The sequence below is a fragment of the Streptomyces inhibens genome, from assembly GCF_022221585.1.
Lineage (GTDB): Bacteria > Actinomycetota > Actinomycetes > Streptomycetales > Streptomycetaceae > Streptomyces > Streptomyces inhibens.
Map to the genome: position 1 here is coordinate 63,164 of NZ_CP084681.1, position 19,145 is coordinate 82,308.

The 19,145-nt window shown below is 68.7% G+C and carries 20 protein-coding genes; 5 read left to right on the forward strand and 15 right to left on the reverse strand.

Annotated features, from left to right (window positions below):
• Positions 1-8 precede the first annotated feature (8 nt).
• From KI385_RS00300 to KI385_RS43780, 6 genes are all read right to left on the reverse strand, one after another.
• Positions 9-947 (reverse strand): AraC family transcriptional regulator, encoded by a 939-nt coding sequence (locus KI385_RS00300; protein ID WP_238570224.1) that lies wholly within the window; start codon positions 945-947, stop codon positions 9-11.
• Positions 948-981: 34 nt separating this feature from the next.
• The gene (locus KI385_RS00305; protein WP_238570225.1) at positions 982-1,854 is read right to left on the reverse strand and encodes an NADP-dependent oxidoreductase; all 873 of its coding nucleotides are present in this window, start codon (positions 1,852-1,854) and stop codon (positions 982-984) included.
• 476 nt (positions 1,855-2,330) lie between these two features.
• The gene (locus tag KI385_RS00310; protein WP_238570226.1) at positions 2,331-2,525 is read right to left on the reverse strand and encodes a hypothetical protein; all 195 of its coding nucleotides are present in this window, start codon (positions 2,523-2,525) and stop codon (positions 2,331-2,333) included.
• Between the two features lie 177 nt (positions 2,526-2,702).
• A complete protein-coding gene (locus KI385_RS00315; RefSeq protein WP_238570227.1) occupies positions 2,703-2,858 on the reverse strand; it encodes a hypothetical protein in 156 nt (51 codons plus the stop codon).
• Positions 2,859-2,889: 31 nt separating this feature from the next.
• The gene (gene rox / locus KI385_RS00320) at positions 2,890-4,317 is read right to left on the reverse strand and encodes a rifampin monooxygenase (protein WP_238570228.1); all 1,428 of its coding nucleotides are present in this window, start codon (positions 4,315-4,317) and stop codon (positions 2,890-2,892) included.
• A gap of 185 nt (positions 4,318-4,502) precedes the next feature.
• A complete protein-coding gene (locus KI385_RS43780) occupies positions 4,503-4,637 on the reverse strand; it encodes a hypothetical protein (protein WP_281066760.1) in 135 nt (44 codons plus the stop codon).
• 895 nt (positions 4,638-5,532) lie between these two features.
• Here KI385_RS43780 and KI385_RS00325 point away from each other — a divergent pair.
• The gene (locus KI385_RS00325) at positions 5,533-7,002 is read left to right on the forward strand and encodes a WD40 repeat domain-containing protein (RefSeq protein ID WP_238570229.1); all 1,470 of its coding nucleotides are present in this window, start codon (positions 5,533-5,535) and stop codon (positions 7,000-7,002) included.
• A gap of 423 nt (positions 7,003-7,425) precedes the next feature.
• Here KI385_RS00325 and KI385_RS00330 read toward each other — a convergent pair whose 3' ends face one another.
• Entirely contained in the window at positions 7,426-8,022 is a 597-nt protein-coding gene (locus tag KI385_RS00330; protein ID WP_238570230.1) for a hypothetical protein, read from the reverse strand.
• A 356-nt stretch (positions 8,023-8,378) separates the two neighbouring features.
• Here KI385_RS00330 and KI385_RS00335 point away from each other — a divergent pair, with 356 nt between their 5' ends.
• On the forward strand, positions 8,379-8,807 hold the full coding sequence (locus tag KI385_RS00335) for a DUF6086 family protein (RefSeq protein WP_238570231.1): 429 nt from the start codon (positions 8,379-8,381) through the stop codon (positions 8,805-8,807).
• Positions 8,808-8,845: 38 nt separating this feature from the next.
• Here KI385_RS00335 and KI385_RS00340 read toward each other — a convergent pair whose 3' ends face one another.
• Positions 8,846-9,211, reverse strand: coding sequence for a hypothetical protein (locus KI385_RS00340; RefSeq protein ID WP_238570232.1), 366 nt, complete (start codon positions 9,209-9,211; stop codon positions 8,846-8,848).
• Between the two features lie 124 nt (positions 9,212-9,335).
• On the opposite strand from KI385_RS00340, the gene KI385_RS00345 reads away from it, so the two are divergent.
• Both KI385_RS00345 and KI385_RS00350 read left to right on the forward strand, forming a co-directional pair.
• Complete coding sequence (locus tag KI385_RS00345) at positions 9,336-9,656, forward strand: hypothetical protein (protein ID WP_238570233.1); 321 nt, start codon at positions 9,336-9,338, stop codon at positions 9,654-9,656.
• A gap of 347 nt (positions 9,657-10,003) precedes the next feature.
• On the forward strand, positions 10,004-10,534 hold the full coding sequence (locus KI385_RS00350) for a site-specific integrase (RefSeq protein ID WP_238577503.1): 531 nt from the start codon (positions 10,004-10,006) through the stop codon (positions 10,532-10,534).
• A 330-nt stretch (positions 10,535-10,864) separates the two neighbouring features.
• Here the strand turns inward: KI385_RS00350 and KI385_RS00355 are convergent, their stop codons facing one another.
• Entirely contained in the window at positions 10,865-11,983 is a 1,119-nt protein-coding gene (locus KI385_RS00355; RefSeq protein ID WP_238570234.1) for an FAD-dependent oxidoreductase, read from the reverse strand.
• 53 nt (positions 11,984-12,036) lie between these two features.
• Between KI385_RS00355 and KI385_RS00360 the strand changes: the two genes are divergently transcribed.
• The gene (locus tag KI385_RS00360) at positions 12,037-12,723 is read left to right on the forward strand and encodes a TetR/AcrR family transcriptional regulator (protein WP_238570235.1); all 687 of its coding nucleotides are present in this window, start codon (positions 12,037-12,039) and stop codon (positions 12,721-12,723) included.
• Here KI385_RS00360 and KI385_RS00365 read toward each other — a convergent pair.
• From KI385_RS00365 to KI385_RS00390, 6 genes are all read right to left on the reverse strand, one after another.
• Positions 12,710-12,925: a hypothetical protein gene (locus tag KI385_RS00365; protein WP_238570236.1), complete on the reverse strand. Its 216-nt coding sequence runs from the start codon at positions 12,923-12,925 to the stop codon at positions 12,710-12,712. The two genes, KI385_RS00360 and KI385_RS00365, sit on opposite strands and share 14 nt — an antisense overlap.
• Positions 12,926-13,708: 783 nt before the next feature.
• On the reverse strand, positions 13,709-16,096 hold the full coding sequence (locus KI385_RS00370; RefSeq protein WP_238570237.1) for an ATP-binding cassette domain-containing protein: 2,388 nt from the start codon (positions 16,094-16,096) through the stop codon (positions 13,709-13,711).
• 114 nt (positions 16,097-16,210) lie between these two features.
• Positions 16,211-16,456 (reverse strand): hypothetical protein, encoded by a 246-nt coding sequence (locus tag KI385_RS00375; RefSeq protein WP_238570238.1) that lies wholly within the window; start codon positions 16,454-16,456, stop codon positions 16,211-16,213.
• A 288-nt stretch (positions 16,457-16,744) separates the two neighbouring features.
• Positions 16,745-17,155 carry a VOC family protein gene (locus KI385_RS00380; protein ID WP_238570239.1) on the reverse strand — a complete coding sequence of 137 codons (411 nt, stop codon included), beginning with the start codon at positions 17,153-17,155 and terminating at the stop codon, positions 16,745-16,747.
• Positions 17,156-17,165: 10 nt separating this feature from the next.
• Positions 17,166-17,609 carry a helix-turn-helix transcriptional regulator gene (locus tag KI385_RS00385; RefSeq protein WP_238570240.1) on the reverse strand — a complete coding sequence of 148 codons (444 nt, stop codon included), beginning with the start codon at positions 17,607-17,609 and terminating at the stop codon, positions 17,166-17,168.
• A gap of 496 nt (positions 17,610-18,105) precedes the next feature.
• Positions 18,106-18,807, reverse strand: a complete 702-nt coding sequence (locus KI385_RS00390; protein ID WP_238570241.1) for a maleylpyruvate isomerase family mycothiol-dependent enzyme — start codon at positions 18,805-18,807, stop codon at positions 18,106-18,108.
• Between the last annotated feature and the right edge of the window lie 338 nt (positions 18,808-19,145).

Here is a 19,145-nt window from a genome sequence, read left to right on the forward strand (position 1 = left end):
TTGCAGTACTAAGCCGCCCTGGTCTGGCGCCGGTAGCCGCCCGGGGCCAGGCCGTACTCCCGCTTGAAGGCCTTGGCGAAGGCGAACTCCGAGCCGTATCCGGTGCGGGCGGCGACCGTCGTCAGCGGGACGTCGGACTCGCGCAGCAGACGGGCGGCGGTCGTCATGCGCCAGCGGGTCAGATAGGCCATCGGCGGTTCGCCCACCAGCGAGGCGAACCGCCGGGCGAAGGCGGCGCGGGACAGCCCCGCCCGCTCGGCCAGCGATTCGACCGTCCACTGAGCCGAGGGGTCGTCGTGAATGGCCGACAGAGCGGGCGCCACCGCCGAGTCACCCAGGGCAGCGGCCCACCCCTGGGCGGCGGCCGGGGGCTGATCGTCCAGCCAGGCCCGCAGGATGTAGAGGAGCAGCGAGTCGATCAGGGTGGGCACGATGCCGTCCGAGCCGATGCGCGGGTTCTCCAGCTCGGAGCCGAGGAGTTGTACGGCGGCGCTCAGCTCCGGATGGCGGCCGTGCCGCGTCGACAGATGGATCACCTCAGGAAGTTGCCGCACCAGGGGGTGGGGGCGGGCCTGGTCCAGGTGGTAGTTGCCGCACAGGAGGCTGGTCTCGGGGCCCTTGCCACCGAGCGTGACCGAGCCGATCGGTGAACCCCCTTGGAACTGCTCCGCCTTGGGCTCCTCGGCCGGGGTGGAGGGATGGTCGGCGAGGATATGGCCCCGCCCGTCGCGCAGGAAGACCACATCGCCGGGGCTCAGCGGGATCGGCCTCGGATGCGGTGGTGTGTCATCGAGAGGGATCAGCCAGCAGGTCCCGTACAACACCACATGGAACCCGGCGCCTGCGACCGGTGGCAGCCGCAGGCCCCAGGGGGCTCGGCCGTTGGTCCGTACGGATGCCGGGTGCCCGGTGCGCATCGAGGCCAGCGCCTCGGTGAGGATGTCCATCCGGCCTCGCCCTCCCTGGTGCGGCCCTTCGTGGTCAGACCGTCAGGACAATCTTGCCCTGTACGTGTCCCGAGCCGACCAGCTCATGTGCCTTACCGGCCTCCTCCAGCGGAAAGGTCTCCTCGACGTACGGGCGGATCAGGTCCGCGTCGACCAGCTCGGCGATCGCTTCGAGCGCTGCGTAGTCCGGCTCGACCGAGATGCCGGCGAAGCTCCGCCCGGCCGCCTCGACACGTGCGGCGAGCTCCGGGTTGCCGTGTTCCAGGATGCTGATGAGTACGCCGCCGGGGCGCAGCACGCCGAGCGAGAGATCGCCCTGGGCCGTGGAGTCGAGGACCACGTCGACGTCCTTGACGGCCTCGGTGAAGTCGGTGGTCCGGTAGTCGATGACCTCGTCAGCCCCGAGGCCGCGGACGAAATCGTGCCGGGCCGCACTGGCGATGGCGATCACATGGGCGCCACGTGCCTTCGCGATCTGCACCGCGAAGTGGCCGACGCCGCCGGCCGCCCGCTGGATCAGTACCCGGTCGCCCTCCTTGACGCCGGCCGCCTGCACCAGGCCCTGCCAGGCCGTGAGCGCCGCGAGGGGGATCGCGGCGGCGTGCACGTGGTCGATCGAGGCGGGCTTGCGGGCCAGCTGGCGGGACGGAGCGGCGACGTACTCGGCGTACCCGGTGGCGGCGCGGGGGAAGAACGGCATCCCGTACACCTCGTCGCCCACCGCGAACCTGGCACCGGGGCCGGCCTCTTCGACCACCCCGGAGATGTCCCAGCCCACGCCGAACGGCGGCTCGCCGAGCAGCGGGAAGGCCCCGGACCTGACGGCCACGTCCACCGGGTTGACCGCACTGGCGTGGACCTTGACAAGGACCTCACCGGACAGCGGCTTCGGCCGCTCGGTCTCCACGACCTCGAGGACCTCGGGGCCGCCGAAGGACTTCTAGATTACTGCGCGCACGGTAACTCTCCCTGGGTTTCGTCCGGTTGATGTCCGGCTCTGCGTCCTGCTTGATGTCCTCAACCCTAGGAAGATTGGATGAGCCGCAGAATAGCCTTCCGTCTCGGCTACATGTCCCAGCGTCTTGCTGGCAGGTGCACTCGGCCATACCTGCCTCGGAAGTCGATGACACCCGGAAAGGTGCAACAGCCGAGGACGAAACGGCGGCTCAACGTGTGAGCCCACCAGTCTCAAGCTCCGGTTCCGCCAGCCAGGTCGGCCAGGTGACGTTACGCGATGACACGGCGGGCCCGCTCATGCTCTGCGTGATGCTCGTGCGCACCACCCGCCGCACTCGGCAACGTCCTGCGCGTCGCGGACAGCAGAGGCGGCCGGCTGCCCGCGCCGGGCGGCCCGGACGGCCCGGATCCTCACGGCCCTGATTCTCACGACAGGGCGAGCAGTACGTCGAAGAGGACGTAGAGCGCACCGAGGGAGAGCGGCGCCAGAATCGCGGCGGCCCTCCGCATCCCGTTATGGCGCCGCCGCCACCGCAGAAGCCAGCTGATCAGCAGCATCCCCACGGGGACGATGAGCCCGCAGCCGCCCGTCTTGAGGTCGAACGAAAAAGCTCGCCCCACACCGCGACCAGCACACCCGCAAAGGCCAGCACGACCCACCACCAACGGATACGAGGGCCGTGCCGCCGTTGCCGCTCCGACCGTGTTCGCTGGTAAAGCCGGCTGGCTGCCGCTGCCGCACCCACGGAAGCAATCACCAGGACAAGCGACCGAGCAGGCCAGTAACCGCTGCCAATGTCACGGCGGGAATCGGGAACAGCGCCGGTGGTGGGTACGGATCGACCGCCGGGCCACCGCCGGCTCCGGTTCGGCGAGGCAGTCATCCGGCAGCAAGTCCGGGGCCTCGGCCGTGCGCTCGCAGCTCTCCACCAGCCACTCCAGCGTCTCGACCAAGGCCCCACCCTTTCGGGCCGCGACTCCGCGGTCAGTTGACGGGCGCGCCGAACCACCTTGGTATCTGGCTGAGCAGATCTGCCTGATCTTCGCCGGCCCAGGCCACGTGACCGTCCGGCCGCAGCAGCACGGCGGGCACGTCCAGTTCCTCGCTGACGTCGACGACGTGGTCGACCCGATCTGCCCAGCCCTCCACCGAGAGCCGGCCGGTCTGGTCGAGCAGCAGGCCGCGACCGCCGTGCAGCAACTCGTAGAGGCGGCCCCGCTTCAAGCCGATGTCGCGCATCCGCTTTCCGAGCAATTCATGCCCGTCGCCGAAGTCGTAGCGAACCCCGACCGCGGTGATCATCTCGGTCACGTACCGGTTCACCTCCTCGAAGTCCATCAGCTTCGAGAGCAACTCCTCCAACGCCTTTGCACCCGCATCGGTCTCCAGCAGCACGCCCTGCGCGCGGGTGTTGGCCAGCACGCGGGCGCCCACCGGGTGGCGTTCGGCGTGGTAGCTGTCCAGCAGACCCTCCGGTGCCCAGCCGTTGACCGCGGCGGCAAGTTTCCAGCCGAGGTTGAACGCGTCCTGGACGCCGAGGTTGAGCCCCTGCCCGCCGGTCGGCGGGTGGATGTGCGCCGCGTCGCCGGCCAGCAGCACCCGGCCGACCCGGTAGCGCTCGGCCTGCCGGGTGGCGTCGCCGACCCGGGACAGCCAGCGCGGCGAGTGCGCACCGAAGTCGGTGCCGGCGAACACCCGCAGCCGCTGCTTGAACTCCTCGAAGGTCGGCGCGGTCGCACGGTCCTCGGCCACCCCTTCGGCGGGCACGATGATGCGGTACACCCCGTCCCCGATGGGGACGGTGCCGAACCGTATGTGGGTCTTGCGGATTTCGGCTGTGACGGCGGCCAGCGTCGCCGGTTGCTCGGTCACCTCCACATCGCCCAACAGCGTCTCGATCTTGGCGGGCTCACCGGGGAAGCCGACGCCGAGCAGCTTGCGCACCGCACTGCGGCCACCGTCGCAGCCGACCAGGTAGCGCGAGCGCAGCTGCGTGCCGTCGGCCAACTCGACGGTCACCCCGTCCTCGTCCTGGCTCACTCCGACCAGTTCGCAGCCGCGCCGGATCTCGGCACCGAGTTCGACGGCGCGCTCGGTGAGCAGCCGTTCGGTGACGGGCTGCGGAGTGGCAAGGCCGAACGGGTGCGCGGTGTCCAACAGGTCCGTTCGCAGATTGACGATGCCGGCGAAGTGACCGCCGACCGTGAACCGCTCGCTGACCGCGAGGAACCGGTCCAGCAGGCCACGTTGGTCCATCATCTCGACGCTGCGCACGTGCAGGCCGCGTCCGCGGGACTGCCCCGCCGGCTCGGTCAACTTCTCCAGCACGACCACGTGCACTCCGGCCAGCCGCAGCTCGCCGGCCAGCATCAACCCGGTCGGTCCACCGCCGGCAACGATCACGTCGATCATTCACAACCTCTAATTCCGCAGATTCTGGCTTCGCCCGGAGATTCTGCGGTACGACGGGGGCCTTGCCGCAAGCCCCCCGGTGCGCTATAAGTTGAGAGTGGCAAGGAGTGGGTACCCTCCTTGCCTTTGCCTTTTGTCGTCCGCTGTGGACGGACGACCTCCTCGCGAAGCGGCGGCGCGCCGCATCACACCGGACCGCCGGGCCGCAGCCCGATCCCGGCCACCGCCTCCGGCGAGTCCTGGGCCCCCGGGACACCCTCCCCCGGCAGCGTCCCCCACTGCCGGGATCCGGGCACCCACACCACACGCCACTCGCTCAACCGACCTCTCCCCTGGCGCTTGAACACGTCCAATCATCAGGGAAACGAGCAGCGTGTTCGGCCGTCAGCCGGGCCTGCTACTGGTCTTCATCCCCCGTCGAGGCAGTGCCCCCCACAGCAACAGTTGGACGAAGAAACCCGAGCCCTGCTGGTTGCTCGTTGTCGAAGTCGTCAGCCAGGGGCCCACCCCGGTGAGTTGTGGGCCCCTGAGACTTGTCTCGTCACGGAACCGGCATATGGCTGTCCGCTGCGGCCGTTCCAGCCATCACCGCCGGAACAGCGAACACACCAATGCTCACAGCCACAGCCGCAAACACGCGCTTCACCTTCGAATTCTTCACGCTTTCCTCTTCCCGCTTTCCATGATCTCGATTTCCTGCACGCGGACGGGCCCACGGCACGGCAACATCCCCGGCCGGCGGGCTTCTTTCGTTGGGGGTTCTGAGTTGCCGATGCACCCCCGTGGCCTCGGCACCAACGACGCGGAACCGGCCGGATGGTGACACTCCGTAGGTGACACCCCTGTCCGACTGACCCGCCAGTCGCCCCAACGCGCTCGGCTGAGCGGCCCGACGTCATCGAGTTCACCCGCCACAGAGTTGTTTGGCACCCCGTCTGAGCTGCACTGATCAATCCGTCCAACGCCCGGCTGCCGCGCCGGTCGTCGTTGCGGGCTTGGTGACCTGGTCTTTAGGGTGGCGAAGCACTGGTGGGGAGAAGAGGGGGAAGTGGCGAGTGGGGCGTCCGGAGAAGGCCATCGATCCGCAAGACGGTCCGGTGCAGCGTTTCGCCTACGAGTTACGCAAGCTGCGCGACGAGGCCGGCGGGCCGGCGTACCGGGCGATGGCTCGGCGGGTGGGTTATTCTTACGGGCCACACCAGCAACGTGATGGCGGTGGCGTTCTCCCCGGACGGGCGCACTCTGGCCACCGCCGGCAACGACCACACGGTGAAACTGTGGAACACGGCAGAACGCCGTTTGCTCGCCACCCTGCCCCTGACCCGCCACACCGACGGGTCTTATGCGATTGCCTTCAGTCCCGATGGCCGGACCTTGGCCACCGCTGGTGACGACCGCAAGCTGAGGCTGTGGGACGTGGCCTCCCGCCGCATCACGGCCGAACTCCCCGGGCAGAAGGACCAGGCGAAGTCGATGGTGTTCTCTCCGGACGGCCACACCCTGGCCACCGCTGGAGCAGATGGCACGGTGCGCCTGTGGGCCCGCTCCTCCCGGCACCCCTCAGTCAAGATCATCAAGCACACAGACGCAGCGTATGCGCTTGCCTTCTCCCCGGACGGGAGCACTCTGGCCACGCCCGGCAGGGACGATGAGGGCACCGTACGGCTGTGGGACACGGCATCTCGTCAGCTGACGGCCACACTGGTCGGCCATAGGGCCAAAGTGACTTCGGTGGCGTTCTCACCAGACGGCCGCACCTTCGCCACCGACGACGGCTCTGTGACCCTCTGGGCAGCCCAGCCCCTTCGGCAGCGCACAACGCTCGGCCCCTTGGGCACATCAGCGCGGAGACTGACGTTCACTCTTGATGGGCGCTCCCTGGCCATTGTGCACACCGACCGCACGGTGAAGCTGTGGAACATTGCCTCAGGCCGAGCGGTGGCCACCCTCAAAGGCCACACCAAACCCATCCTGGCATTAGGCGTTTCCTCGGACGGTCACACCCTGGCCACCGCCAGCAACGACGGCACCGTACGCCTGTGGGACGTGGCCTCGCACCGAACTGTGGCCGTCCTGAAAGGAAATGGCGGAGGGGTGTCCTCCGTAGCCTTCTCCCCCGACGGCCGCACCCTGGCCACCACCGGCAACGGCTACAGCAACGACGGCACCCTGCGCCTGTGGGATGTGGCGACGCACCGCGTCATCGCCACGTTGCCCGCCCGCACGCAAGGCATCCTCACCGCCACCTTCTCCCCTGACAGCAAAACCCTCGTCACCGCCGGTATAGACCGCGTCGTGCGCCTGTGGGACGTGGCGTCCCGCCGGACCATCGCCACCTTGGCTGGCCACTCCAGCACCGTCCTCGCATCCGCTTTCAGCCCGGACGGGCATACCCTCGCCACCGCCAGCTACGACAAGACCGTGCGCCTGTGGGACGTGACATCGCGCCGGACGACGGCCGTCCTCACCGGCCACACCGACGCCGTGTCGACAGTGGCATTCAGCCCCGACGGCCGCACCCTCGCCACCAGCGGGTACGACGGAACCGTACGGCTCTGGGACACCAACGCGGACACAACCGCCGCCCACCTGTGCGCACTGGCCCGAGCCAACCACTGGGCACACCTGACCCAGGGGCTGCCCTCGGCTGTATCCGCATCTTCCGCGCCGGCGTGTTCGGGATAGCTCAAGCCGCGCCCTGCCCTGGGCCGGCCGCAATGCCTGTAGGAAAGGGATAGCGCCCTCTTCCCGGTAGGTATGGGCGGGTTGGGGTCCAGGGGCGGGGTCGTCGTGATCGGAGCCGTGGACGCGGCCGCGCATCGATACTTCTGTGGAGCTGCAAGCCCACACCCATGCACGTCCCCAGCGACGAGAGCTGCCCTGCCATCCCGTGCGTGCTCAGCCCCAGCCGACTGGTCCCGGCCCTGTCACCACAGAAGTTGAGCCGGGCCAGAGATCGGGCAGTACCTCGACAGCAGTTCAGGAGTCGTCCAGACGCTGCCGCGGCATCGGATTGTTCACGAGTTTCGGCAGCAAGTGAGCCGAGATCCTGAGAGGTGCGGCGGTCGGCTCACCCACGACCATGACGGGGGTATCCCTGATGGTTCGCTATCTGGCCCCGACCGCAGGCTTCGCAGCCCAGAAACGGTGGACAGCCCAGCCGGCACCGAGCACGGAGGCTGTCCAGACGATGACCTCGGCGAGAACAATTGCCGGGGTCACGGTGAGGTGGGGCCCGGGCGGCATCACGACCATCTGCACCGCAGCACCCACCGGCACCGTCAACGCGGCAAGCAAGCCGATCAGCCCAGGCCGCCTGATGGCTGCACCCACCACACCCAGGACCAGCCCGAACAGCAGGCCAAGCGCTGACCACTTGAACGTTTCCGTCGCGAACAAGGCCAGCGGTGCCCCCAGAACGAAGGCGTCGGTCACGTAATACGCCACCGAGGCCGCGATCAGCGCCAAGGCACCGACCAGCGCGCCTCGGGCGCGCGTCCCGACCAGCCAACCCATCCCCACCGCCAACGCGGCCCACGACCAGCCGGCGTCCATCAGCAGGCTGAGCACCTTGGCGGCCTTGGCCCAGACGGTGCCGGCGAGCGGCCTCCCGAGCCCCACGTACGGCGACGAAAGCGCGTTGACGAGAGAGGTAACAGCCCCAAATCCCAACCCGGCCGCGAGGCCCCCCACCGTGATCTTCATACCGGGAGAATATCCAGCGTGTTCGCGCGCTCTGGATCGGCGACAGCGCCTTGGTGACGACCGTGGAGCCCGCGCACCCATGGCAGGGGCGAGCCGAGGGTGCGAGCCCCCGCCGCCCGCGCTGCCAGGCTCTTGGTACCGCGGGCTTCAGGTGAGGCCGGGTCCACTCACTGAAGCGCACGACTGGAAGTGTGACGCCCAACCGTGCTGCTGCCTCCCTCAGTGGGTGCTGTCGGTTCTCAGGTTCTGGCTCACTTTCCGTGGAGGGCTGACCGACCGTAATGTCAGTGGCTCACTACGCTGGCCTGTATGACCAGCACTAAGCGGCCCACGAAGCGGCCTACGAAGAGGCCACAGTGAGCCAGTACTTCGACATGGGCGACCAGACCCTGTGGAACCCGTCCAACGGGGCCTCCCGGCTGTTCATGAGCCAGGTAAACCTCTACCAAGCCGAAGTGGGTCTGCCGTCCGGCATCGGCCCCATGAAGGCTGACGAGTGCCAGATCGACCCCACCACATTCAAAGCGTTCGTCGACGCCCTGCTCGCGTGGCACCGGAGAACGAACCACGCCGTCATGGCCGCCCTGTCCGAGGGGTTCGTCGCCACGGTGCTGGTCCTGGCGGAGAGGGCGGGCATCGAGGTGAACTGGCAGCCAGTCGATTTTGCCGAGGGTGGCGAGCTCAGGGACCTTCAGGTCCCGACGGCCCCGGATTCCTCTGAGGGGGCGTGGGCAGCCGCCCTTCAGCAGAAGTCACGCGAGCTGGGCCGATTCATGGCGACCTGAGTCTGGTCTGCCAACACCCGCGCAGGACTCGCAAGCCATCAGAAAAACGATGGTTCACCGGGCCTGGGCAACGCATCCATCTCCGCGAGGCCCGCCGGATCCGACCGCGACTCCAGCGGCGAGTACGGCACCCCGTCGCGGATCGCGGGCGCACAGTCCTCCCGTAGCAGCAGACCGATCACCCGGTCCCGCTCCCAGATCGCGCCACTGACCAGGCACAGCGCGAACGCGTCCAGCCAGGTCCTCGTGGTGGGCGCCTGGCCCTCCACCGCGTCCCCGAAACTGAAGTCCTCGCTGCTGAGCGTCTCGTCGATGAGAGGGAAGGGGACCTCGAAGTCGCCGTTGGGGAAGGCGCCGAGGCTCAGCACCCCGAGGGCGCACTCCGTCGCGGTGCGCAGGACCATGCGTGAGGGGGCGGCGCTGAGTTGTTGACCGGACCAGCGGGCGACACGCCGAGGGTGAGCACACCCCCCGCATGGCCTAGCCGGTAGACGTTGCGCATCCGAACGACGAAGGAGCGCAACAGAGTTGGACGCAGCATCTCGTGACATCCAGTCGATCCGCTTGCCGCGTTGGGGGCGGGTGGCCGAAGACGCAGGGGCGGTGCCCTGGCTGGTCTTCGATGAAGAGGCGAAAACGGTGGAGCCGATCCGCAGGTTTCTGGTCGACTTCGTCGCTCGTGACAACCGGCCTGGCAGCGTCCGCAGCCACGCCTTTGACCTGCTGCGCTGGTGGCGGTGGCTTCGGGTGGTCCAGGTCGACTGGGACCGGGCAACCTCGGCAGAGGTCCGCGACTCCGTGCTGTGGCTGCGCGTCGCGACGAAGCCGCGGACCTCGCCGCTTACGTAGTCGGCGGCGACCGCAGGGACGATCAACACGATCACGAGGAAGCCCTACTTGGACGACCTCTACAAGCCACGCACGATCCGAGGACGACGCCTTCTGGGCCTGGGCCGTCATCGAGACCCTGCGGCACACCGGCGTCCGAGCCGGAGAACTCACCGAATTGACCCACCTGGCGCTGGTCTCCTACAAACTCCCCGACCAGCTCCCGGACAAGGGCGAGGTCGTCCGACTGCTGCAGATCGTGCCGTCCAAGAGCAACGAGGAGAGACTGCTGCCCCTACTGGCAGCCACAGGTCCTGAGCGAGGCCGCCGTCAAGCGTCTCCTCGACCGCACCCTGGAATGCACCGGCCTGCGCGACCAGGCAGGCGAGCCACTGCGCTACACACCCCACGACTTCCGCAGGATGTTCGCGACCGAGGCCGTCACCGGTGGCTTGCCCGTCCACATCGCCGCACGCATCCTCGGACACAAAACCCTGACCACCACCCAGGCATATCTTGCTGTCTTTCAAGACGACCTGATCGGGACCTACCGCGCTTCCTCGACCGTCGCCGAGCAGCCCGTCCCCAGGAGGAATACCGGGAGCCCACCCCCGCAGGAGTGGCGCGACTTCCAGCAGCACTTCGAACTCCGCAAGGTCTCGCTCGGTACCTGCGGGCGGCCCTACCGGACGCCCTGCAAGCACGAGCACGCCTGCATCCGCTGCCCCGTCCTCCAGATGGACCCACGCCAGAAGCCCCGCCTCATCGAGATCGTCCAGAACCTCCGCGAACGCATCCGCGAAGCTCGCGCCAACGGCTGGCTCGGCGAGGTCGAAGGACTCCAGGTCAGCTTCGACGCTGCGATCTACAACGGGTTCGGAACGTTGCTTCAACCGTGAAGCCGCTCGTGGAAACGCCCTTGACTCCTTGACCCCATATGCTTCCCGCGACGGCTTGCACGATGGTGTCGAACTCGTGCTCCGACAGTCTTCCCATGTCGCCCCTCGTGACGATTCCGATGCCGCCGCCAGAGTAGCGATGACCTGCCCACACGTAGCTCGGCATCGGGCGCACTCGGCGCACCGGCCCTCGACTGGTAGGAGCGGACCGGATTTTGGCGGTATCGGGCTGAGGGCTGCGTTCGGTGCAGGCGTCCGTGCGTTCGTCTACTGACCTTGCTGGCGTGATGTCGTCAAGGTCAGTAGTGCTGGTGCTCTCGCGCTTGGCAGTCAGGATGGCTGGAGTTGGTCGAAGAGGGCGAGGGCTTCGGCGGGGTCCGGGCTCACAAGGCGTTCCAGACCGGCCATCGTGATCTTCGCCCACCTGCCGGCTCGTGCCCACATCTGTTCCTCGAAGGCGCGGACGGCCTCGTCCAGATCTCCAGGGCCGGTGGCGATGGACTCGGCGAGTTCGGCGCCTTCCAGCATCGCGAGGTTCGCGCCCGCCCCCAATGGGGGCATCAGATGGGCGGCGTCGCCCAGTAGCGTCACCCCGAAGACGTGGGTCCAGGTGTGGGACACGGGCAGGACGTAGAGGGGGCGGTGGACGAAAGCGGTGCCGTGGCGGAGGAGGTCGAGGACGGGAGCGGCCCAGCCGTCGAACAGAGCCAGCAGGCTCGATCGCACGGCCTCGACGTCGGCCAGGTCCAGGTTCGTGTGCCAGTCCAGCGGCGCGCGGAACTGGGCGTACACCTTGACGTGGCCGCCGCTGTTGCGCTGGGCGACGAGAGCTCGGTTCACGCCGTACACAGCCACGGAACCGTCGCCGATCAGCCGGGCGAGGTCAGGGTGGCGGGTGTCGACGTCGTCGAGGGAGGTCTCGACATAGGTGACGCCGGTGTAGTGCGGTGTCGCCGACGAGACCGCCGGGCGGATCCGGGACCAGGCGCCGTCCGCGCCGACCACGAGGTCGAACGTCTCCTGCCGCCCGTCCGCGAAGTGGACCAGTACGCCATCCCGGGTCCCCGGCACCACCTGCGTCACCCCCCGCCCCCACTGGACGTCGAGAGGGCCGAGCAGCAGGTCACGGAGTTGCCCGCGGTCGATCTCGGGATTGGCCCGGTCATCTGGACGGGGTTGCCAATCGCGCAGGACGGTGCCGTCCGCGTCCAGGATGCGCATGGCCTGCCCCTCGGGGCGAGACAGCGCCTGGAACTCCGCCAGCAGCCCCGCCTTGTCCAGCGCGAGCTGGCCCAGCCCTTCGTGCAGGTCCAGCGTGCCGCCCGGGGGGCGGGCGTCGGGGGCGGGATCGCGTTCGAGGACGGCGACGGGGTAGCCATGGCGGTGCAGGACACGGGCGAAGGTAAGGCCGGCAGGACCGCTCCCGACCACAGCGATACGATGTCTCATATCGATACACTGTATTTCCCCATTGCGATCCATCGCAACAGAACGGTGTGACCATGACTGTGTGGGACCGGCCGGAGCCGCCGACTCGCCCCGTGCCGCTCGACCGGGAGCGGATCGTCGTCGCCGCCATCGCGCTTGCCGACGAGGGCGGGCTGGAGGCGGTGTCGTTGCGCAAGGTCGCCGCCCGGCTGAACGCCGGCCCGATGCGGCTGTACGGATACATCTCCACCAAGCAGGAGCTGTTCGACCTCATGGTGGACGAGGTCCACGCCGAGATTCTCCCCGAGGAGCAGCCCGGTGACTGGCGGGAGGCGCTGCGCATCCTCGCCCACCGCACCAGGCAGGCCGCTCTCCGTCACGAATGGCTGGCCGACCTGCTCGGCGGCCGCCCGACCCTCGGCCCGAACGGCCTCGCCGTGACCGAGGCCACGCTGGCCGCCCTCGACGGCCTCGCCGACATCGACACCGTCATGCGCGCTGTGGAGACTGTCAGCGCCTACTTCACCGGCGCGATCAGGCGCGAGATCGCGAACCTGCGGGCCGAGCGCGCCACGGGCCTGTCCAAGCGCGACTGGCAGCGCGCCTCCGGCCCGCATGTGACGAGGATGTTGGCCACGGGCCGCTTCCCGGCGCTGACCAAGGCCGTGTACGACGGCACGGACGTGGACGCCGAGGCATCCTTCGCGACCGGCCTGGACTGGGTCCTCGATGCCGTGGCCGCCAAACTCACCCGGCCTTGATCGTCTTCTTTGGTCCGGAAAAGAGCGTGGGGTCCTCCAGGGCGCGTGCGGCGACGTGGTCGAGGAGTTCGTCGCACATCTCCTGAAGCCCCTTCAGGGACAGGCCGCCGTAGCTCAGCCAGTGCCAGCGGCCGAACGCCCGCCCGTAGATGTCCTCCAGGGCTTGGGCGATCCGCTGCTCACTGACGCTGTGGCACGTCACTTCCTGCGCGTTGTTGTCCTTCCTTGATCATTACGGCTGGCGGCGGACGTTATCAAGCCTGGAGGTCAGGGCGGTCTTCTTGTTGCCGGTGGTTGTCAGCCGCCAGAGACAGACTTCATGGGGGTGTAGCCCTCGACGTAGGTGCACCACAAGGTGTGGTTGGTCCGCTCCAAGCGGCCGGGCTGCTGTCGCTCCTGGAGCTGTTGGAGGACCTGGCGGCGACGAGTGGCGGCCGTCAGAGCACCTCAGGGAGCCGGGGAGGCATGTCGACGTGGACATCACCATCACCGCGGCCGTCGGCTCCTTCACGGCTGGGCATCCTGGCTTCCAGGAGCCGTCCGTCAGCCGAACGGGCTGGCGGTGAAGCGGCTCAGCCGTGGGCTCGCACTCGTGGGACCTCCGGCGCTACCGGGAAAGCCGCAGGTTCCTGCCCACCACCGTACGGATGGAGGTGGGGGTGTAGGTCTCAGGGGCCAGCCGCCCGGCGTCCCCCCAGGCCGTGAGCCAGTCGCGCAGGGCGGTCAGGGACGGGGAGTTGGGGTGGTGGGTGGTCCGCGAGGAGCGTGCCGTCCTGCTGGAGGACGGCGGCCGTGGAGAGGCGGACAGTAGCGCGTCCCCGGAGGCCCATGTGAAGTGCGCCCTCGCACTTCGGTCGGGGCGGCGACGGTACTGAGGACGGCTCGCTTGATGGAGGCGGCCACCGGTGTGCGCTGCCCCTTTACCGGTCGGGACGAGTCCAAACAGATGAGAGAACTCGTCTCACGGTGTCCGCGAGGGCCTCGGTCAGGTGCCGACGTAGTCCGCGAGATGCTCGCCGGTGAGGGTGGTGCCGGCGGCGACGAGGTCGGCGGGTGTGCCCTCGAAAACGATCTTGCCGCCGTCGTGGCCGGCACCGGGGCCGAGATCGATGATCCAGTCGGCGTGCGCCATGACCGCCTGGTGGTGCTCGACGACGATCACCGACTTGCCGGAGTCGACGAGCCGGTCGAGCAGGCCGAGCAGCTGCTCGACGTCGGCGAGATGCAGGCCGGCGGTCGGCTCGTCGAGGACGTAGACGCCGCCCTTCTCGGCCATGTGGGTAGCCAGCTTGAGCCGCTGCCGCTCGCCGCCGGACAGCGTGGTGAGCGGCTGGCCGAGGCTGAGGTAGCCGAGCCCGACGTCGGCGAGCCGGCCGAGGATGCGGTGCGCGGCCGGCGTGTGCGCCTCGCCGGCGCCGAAGAACTCCTCGGCCTCCGTCACCGACATCGCGAGCACCTCGCTGATGTCGCGGCCGCCGAGGTGGTGGTCCAGCACCGATGCCTGGAAGCGCTTCCCCTCGCACTCCTCGCAGGTGGTGGCGACGCCGGCCATCATCGCCAGGTCGGTGTAGATGACGCCGGCGCCGTTGCAGGTGGGGCAGGCGCCCTCGGAGTTGGCGCTGAACAGCGCCGGCTTCACGCCGTTGGCCTTCGCGAACGCCTTGCGGATCGGGTCGAGCAGTCCGGTGTACGTCGCCGGGTTGCTCCGCCTGGAGCCGCGGATCTGGCTCTGGTCGATCGACACCACACCCTCACCGGCAGGGATCGACCCGTGCACGAGCGAGCTCTTGCCGGAACCGGCGACGCCCGTGACGACGGTGAGCACTCCGAGCGGGATGTCGACGTCAACGTCCTGCAGGTTGTGCGTCGTCGCGCCGCGGATCTCCAGCGTGCCGGTGGGGGTGCGCACCGTCTCCTTGAGGACGGCCCGGTCGTCGAAATGGCGGCCGGTGATGGTGCCGCTGGCCCGCAGCCCCTCGACGGTGCCCTCGAAGCACACGGAGCCGCCCGCCGTACCGGCGCCGGGGCCGAGGTCGACGACGTGGTCGGCGATCGCGATCGTCTCCGGCTTGTGCTCCACGACGAGCACCGTGTTGCCCTTGTCCCGCAGCCGCAGCAGCAGGTCGTTCATCCGCTGGATGTCATGCGGGTGCAGGCCGATGGTGGGCTCGTCGAAGACGTAAGTGGTGTCGGTGAGCGAGGAGCCGAGGTGGCGGATCATCTTGACGCGCTGTGCCTCGCCTCCCGACAGCGTGCCCGACGGCCGGTCGAGCGAGAGGTAGCCGAGGCCGATCTCCACGAACGACTGGAGGGTGTGCTGCAGCTTCGCGAGCAGCGGCGCCACCGACGGCTCGTCGAGGCCGCGGACCCATTCGACCAGGTCGCTGATCTGCATCGCGCAAGCGTCAGCGATGCTGATCCCCTTGATCTTCGACGACCGGGCCGCCTCGCTGAGCCTGGTGCCGTCGCACTCGGGGCAGACGGCGAACGTCATCGCCCGCTCCACGAACGCGCGGACGTGCGGCTGCAGCGCGTCGATGTCCTTGGACAGCATCGACTTCTGGATCTTCGGGATCAGGCCCTCGTACGTCAGGTTGATGCCGTCGACCTTGATCTTGGTCGGCTCCTTGTAGAGGAGGTCGTTCAGCTCCTTCTTGGTGTACTTGCGGATCGGTTTGTCCGGGTCGAAGAAGCCGCAGCCGGTGAAGATGCGGCCGTACCAGCCGTCCATGCTGTAGCCGGGGATCGTGAGCGCGCCCTCGTTGAGCGACTTGCTGTCGTCGTAGAGCTGGGTGAGGTCGATGTCGGAGACCGTGCCCCGGGCTTCGCAACGCGTGCACATGCCGCCGGTGCGGGTGAAGGTCGCCTTCACCGCCTTCTTGGCACCACGCTCGACGGTGATCGCACCGCTCGCCCGGACCGAGGGGACGTTGAAGGCGTACGCGCTGGGCGGGCCGATGTGCGGCTGCGCAAGGCGGCTGAAGACGATGCGCAGCATCGCGTTGGCGTCGGTGGCGGTGCCGACCGTGGAGCGGGGGTCGGCACCCATCCGCTGCTGGTCGACGATGATCGCGGTCGTCAGCCCTTCGAGTACGTCGACCTCGGGCCGCGCCAGCGTCGGCATGAAGCCCTGTACGAAGGCGCTGTAGGTCTCGTTGATCAGCCGCTGTGACTCGGCGGCGATCGTGTTGAACACCAGCGAGCTCTTGCCCGAGCCGGAGACGCCGGTGAACACCGTCAGCCGGCGCTTCGGTATCTCGATGCTGACGTCCTTGAGGTTGTTCTCGCGCGCGCCGTGCACGCGGATCAGATCGTGGCTGTCGGCAGTGTGCGGCGCAGGCGACTGCGTGTCCGTCCTCGTGGCCATGCTCATCGTGTCTCCATCTGTGGGGCGGGGCCGCCTTCGCGGGCTCCATCAGCGTCGCCTGGCTCGATCTGACCAGCTTCGAGCGTAGCGTCTGGTCCTCTTTCGTCGGCCCGGTCGCGGCTACGGTCCGCTGTCTCCCCCCGGCCACGCGGCGTGCCCGCCGAGGCGGCGGACCGACCAGCGGTCGTCGCGCATCAGCTCGCGTTCGAGCATCTCGTTCACCTCGTCCACCTCGTCCACCTCGTCCACCTCGTCCACCTCGCGCCAAGCCTGGATGCGGCGCGGGGAGATGCGGAACCAGCGGTACGGGGTGGCCGGCGCACGCGGGTCGAAGCCGGTGTGCGCGGCGAACCGGTCACCCGTCACCCCGCTCCTGCGGCAGCGCGTCGCTCTCGGGGGCCTCTTTGTCGTGGGTGAGCCGATGCTCGGTGTCGCGACGGCGCTGAGCGCGGGAGCGGGGGGCGGCACTCATCGGTGGTGAAGCAGCTTGGGGACGTTGCCATCGGGGGCGGTGACGGGAGCCACCAGGCGGCCGCCTCCCCCAAGCTCTCGGCTTCGCTGGAGCAGGGAGGTCCCCTCATCGTCACGCGCGGGCCCCTTCACGGTGCCGTCTGTGCAGGTCATGGCTGCTCATGGCTGCGGTCGCCGGACGGCTCAGCGAAGCTCCTGGATGCGGACCAGGTTGCCCGCGGGGTCGCGGACGGCGCAGTCGCGGATGCCGTACGGCTGCTCGGTCGGCTCCTGGACGACCTCGGCGTCGCCGGCCTGCAGCTTCTCGAAGGTGCCGTCGAGGTCCTGGGTGGCCAGCAGGATCCAGCCGTAGGTGCCCTTGGCCATCATCTCGGTGATGGTGCGGCGCTCGTCCTCGGTGACCCCGGGGTCGGCGGCCGGCGGCGCCAGGAGGATGGACGTGCTCGGCTGGCCGGCGGGGCCGACCGTGATCCAGCGCATCTTGCCCTGCCCGACGTCGCTGCGGACCTCGAAGCCAAGGACGTCGCGGTAGAAAGCCAGGGACGCGTCCGGGTCGTCATGCGGGAGGAAGCTCGCGTGAATGGTGATGTCCATGGCAGTCACGCTAGATGGGCTCGGGGGCCGACGCTTCTCGATTCCTGATCGGTCTGGTCACCTGTTTCGCCACGCACGACGGCATCCCCGCCGTCGCACGCGTCGCTTCGCGCCGATAGACGCTGGGCGGCACACCGACCAGCTCGGTGAAGCGACTGCTGAAGGTGCCCAGCGACGAACAGCCGACCGCGAAGCAGACCTCGGTGACGCTGAGGTCGCCACGACGCAGCAGCGCCATCGCGCGCTCGATGCGCCGCGTCATCAGATAGGCGTACGGCGACTCTCCGTAGGCCAGCCGGAACTGGCGGCTGAAGTGCCCGGCTGACATGTTCACGCCGCGAGCGAGCGCCTCGACGTCCAGCGGCTGTGCGTACTCCCGGTCGATCCGGTCGCGAACGCGGCGCAGCAGCGCGAGGTCGCTCAGGCGCTGCGCCGCGGCGGGTTTGCTGGTCACCTGCGAGATCGTGCCACATCGCACGCACCAGCGGCCGAGCGCCGGCCCGGCTCGACTGCGCCGACGGCGTGCGGTACGTCCGCATCAACGACGGCCTGACCAACAGCGCCGCCCGCCTGCCGAGCGTCCCCGACAGCCCGGCCGCCACCGATCGCGGCGAGCGCATCACCGCCCTCGTCGGCGATCACGCCACCGATCGGGAACATCCCAACCCCAGCCTGGCAATCCCTCCACTGCCGTCACAACTCAGGTTCTGGCTCAACTTCTGTGGAGCTGCATGCCCACACCTGTGCACGTCCCCAGCGACGGGACCTGACCTGCCATTCCGTGCGCGCTCAGCCCAGCCGACCGACCCCGGCCCTGTCACCACAGAAGTTGAGCCCGAACCGAAACTCGTGAACATCACCCACCCATGGAAACGGGAGCCTCCCGAACCGTGTACATGCGGCGGCACGACTCGTGACACCCCACGAGTACGGGGCAAAGGCCGTCGGATTCAGATCCAGTACGGCGCAGTGGGGACCGGGCCGGGCTGGGAGGTTGAAAGGGTGGCCCCGATGGTGCGGCCGGTGAGCCAGCCGAGGAGGTCGGCCTGGGTGCCTCTGATGGTCGGCCCTCCGGTGCCCAGTTCGTGGGTCAGGTCGGTGTCCGTCGCTTCGATGCGCAGAGGCGGGACGCCTTCGCGCCGGCGCTGTGCGTCGACGAAGTCGTCGATGATCCAGCGGGCGGCCTTGGGCGGCACATCGGCGAATCCGTAGCCGGCCGCCAAGTCGGCGTGATGGATTTCGAGTTCGCGCAGCCGGGCAAGCACCAGGGTGCCCGGGGTTCGCAGTTCACCTGTGCGCATGCGGACTTCACAGTTCCACGCCGCGTCCGGCAAGGAGCGTACGGCCTCGTCGAAGCACTCGGCGCTCGTCACGACATCGGCCACCAGTTCGTGGGCCGGGCGCCGGGCGCCGGCCTCGATCTCCGCGGCCCGTGCGTCCATGCTGGCGTACTGCGGAGTCTCCACGCCGGTCCGGGCCCAGGTCAGCAGCCTGCAGAGACTGTCGGCGGCGCGCGCCACATGAGTGATCACATGGCCGCGCGTCCACGGCGGCACCAGCGTCGTTCCGCCGACCTCCGTGTCGTTGAGCGCTTTGACGGTCTGTACGAATCGGTCCGTGGACGCGGTGATCGGGACCAGCGCCTCGGTCATGTGCATCTCAGCCCTCGCATACCTGTCGGATGCGGCGCCCCCGCCCCCGGCGGTGTCCGCAATGTGGAATTTGAAATCCGCATGACGATTGCGTAGTGGACTCTAGGGAGCCTCCTTCGAGGGCGTCAACCGACCCCTGGGCGCACCGAATCCCTCAATGTAGTCGGAACGGGCACCCGTTCGGCCTGTACAGCGATCTCGACATCCCCGCGTCAGAACATCCCCGCGGCAGCCGTTGAAGGCGGCGACATCACGGGGCGCCGATGGCCACCGCACGGCGAACCGCCAGCGCCGGGCACGCGCGCGGCGGGCCTGGGCGTCGATTCCCACGGCGCCGT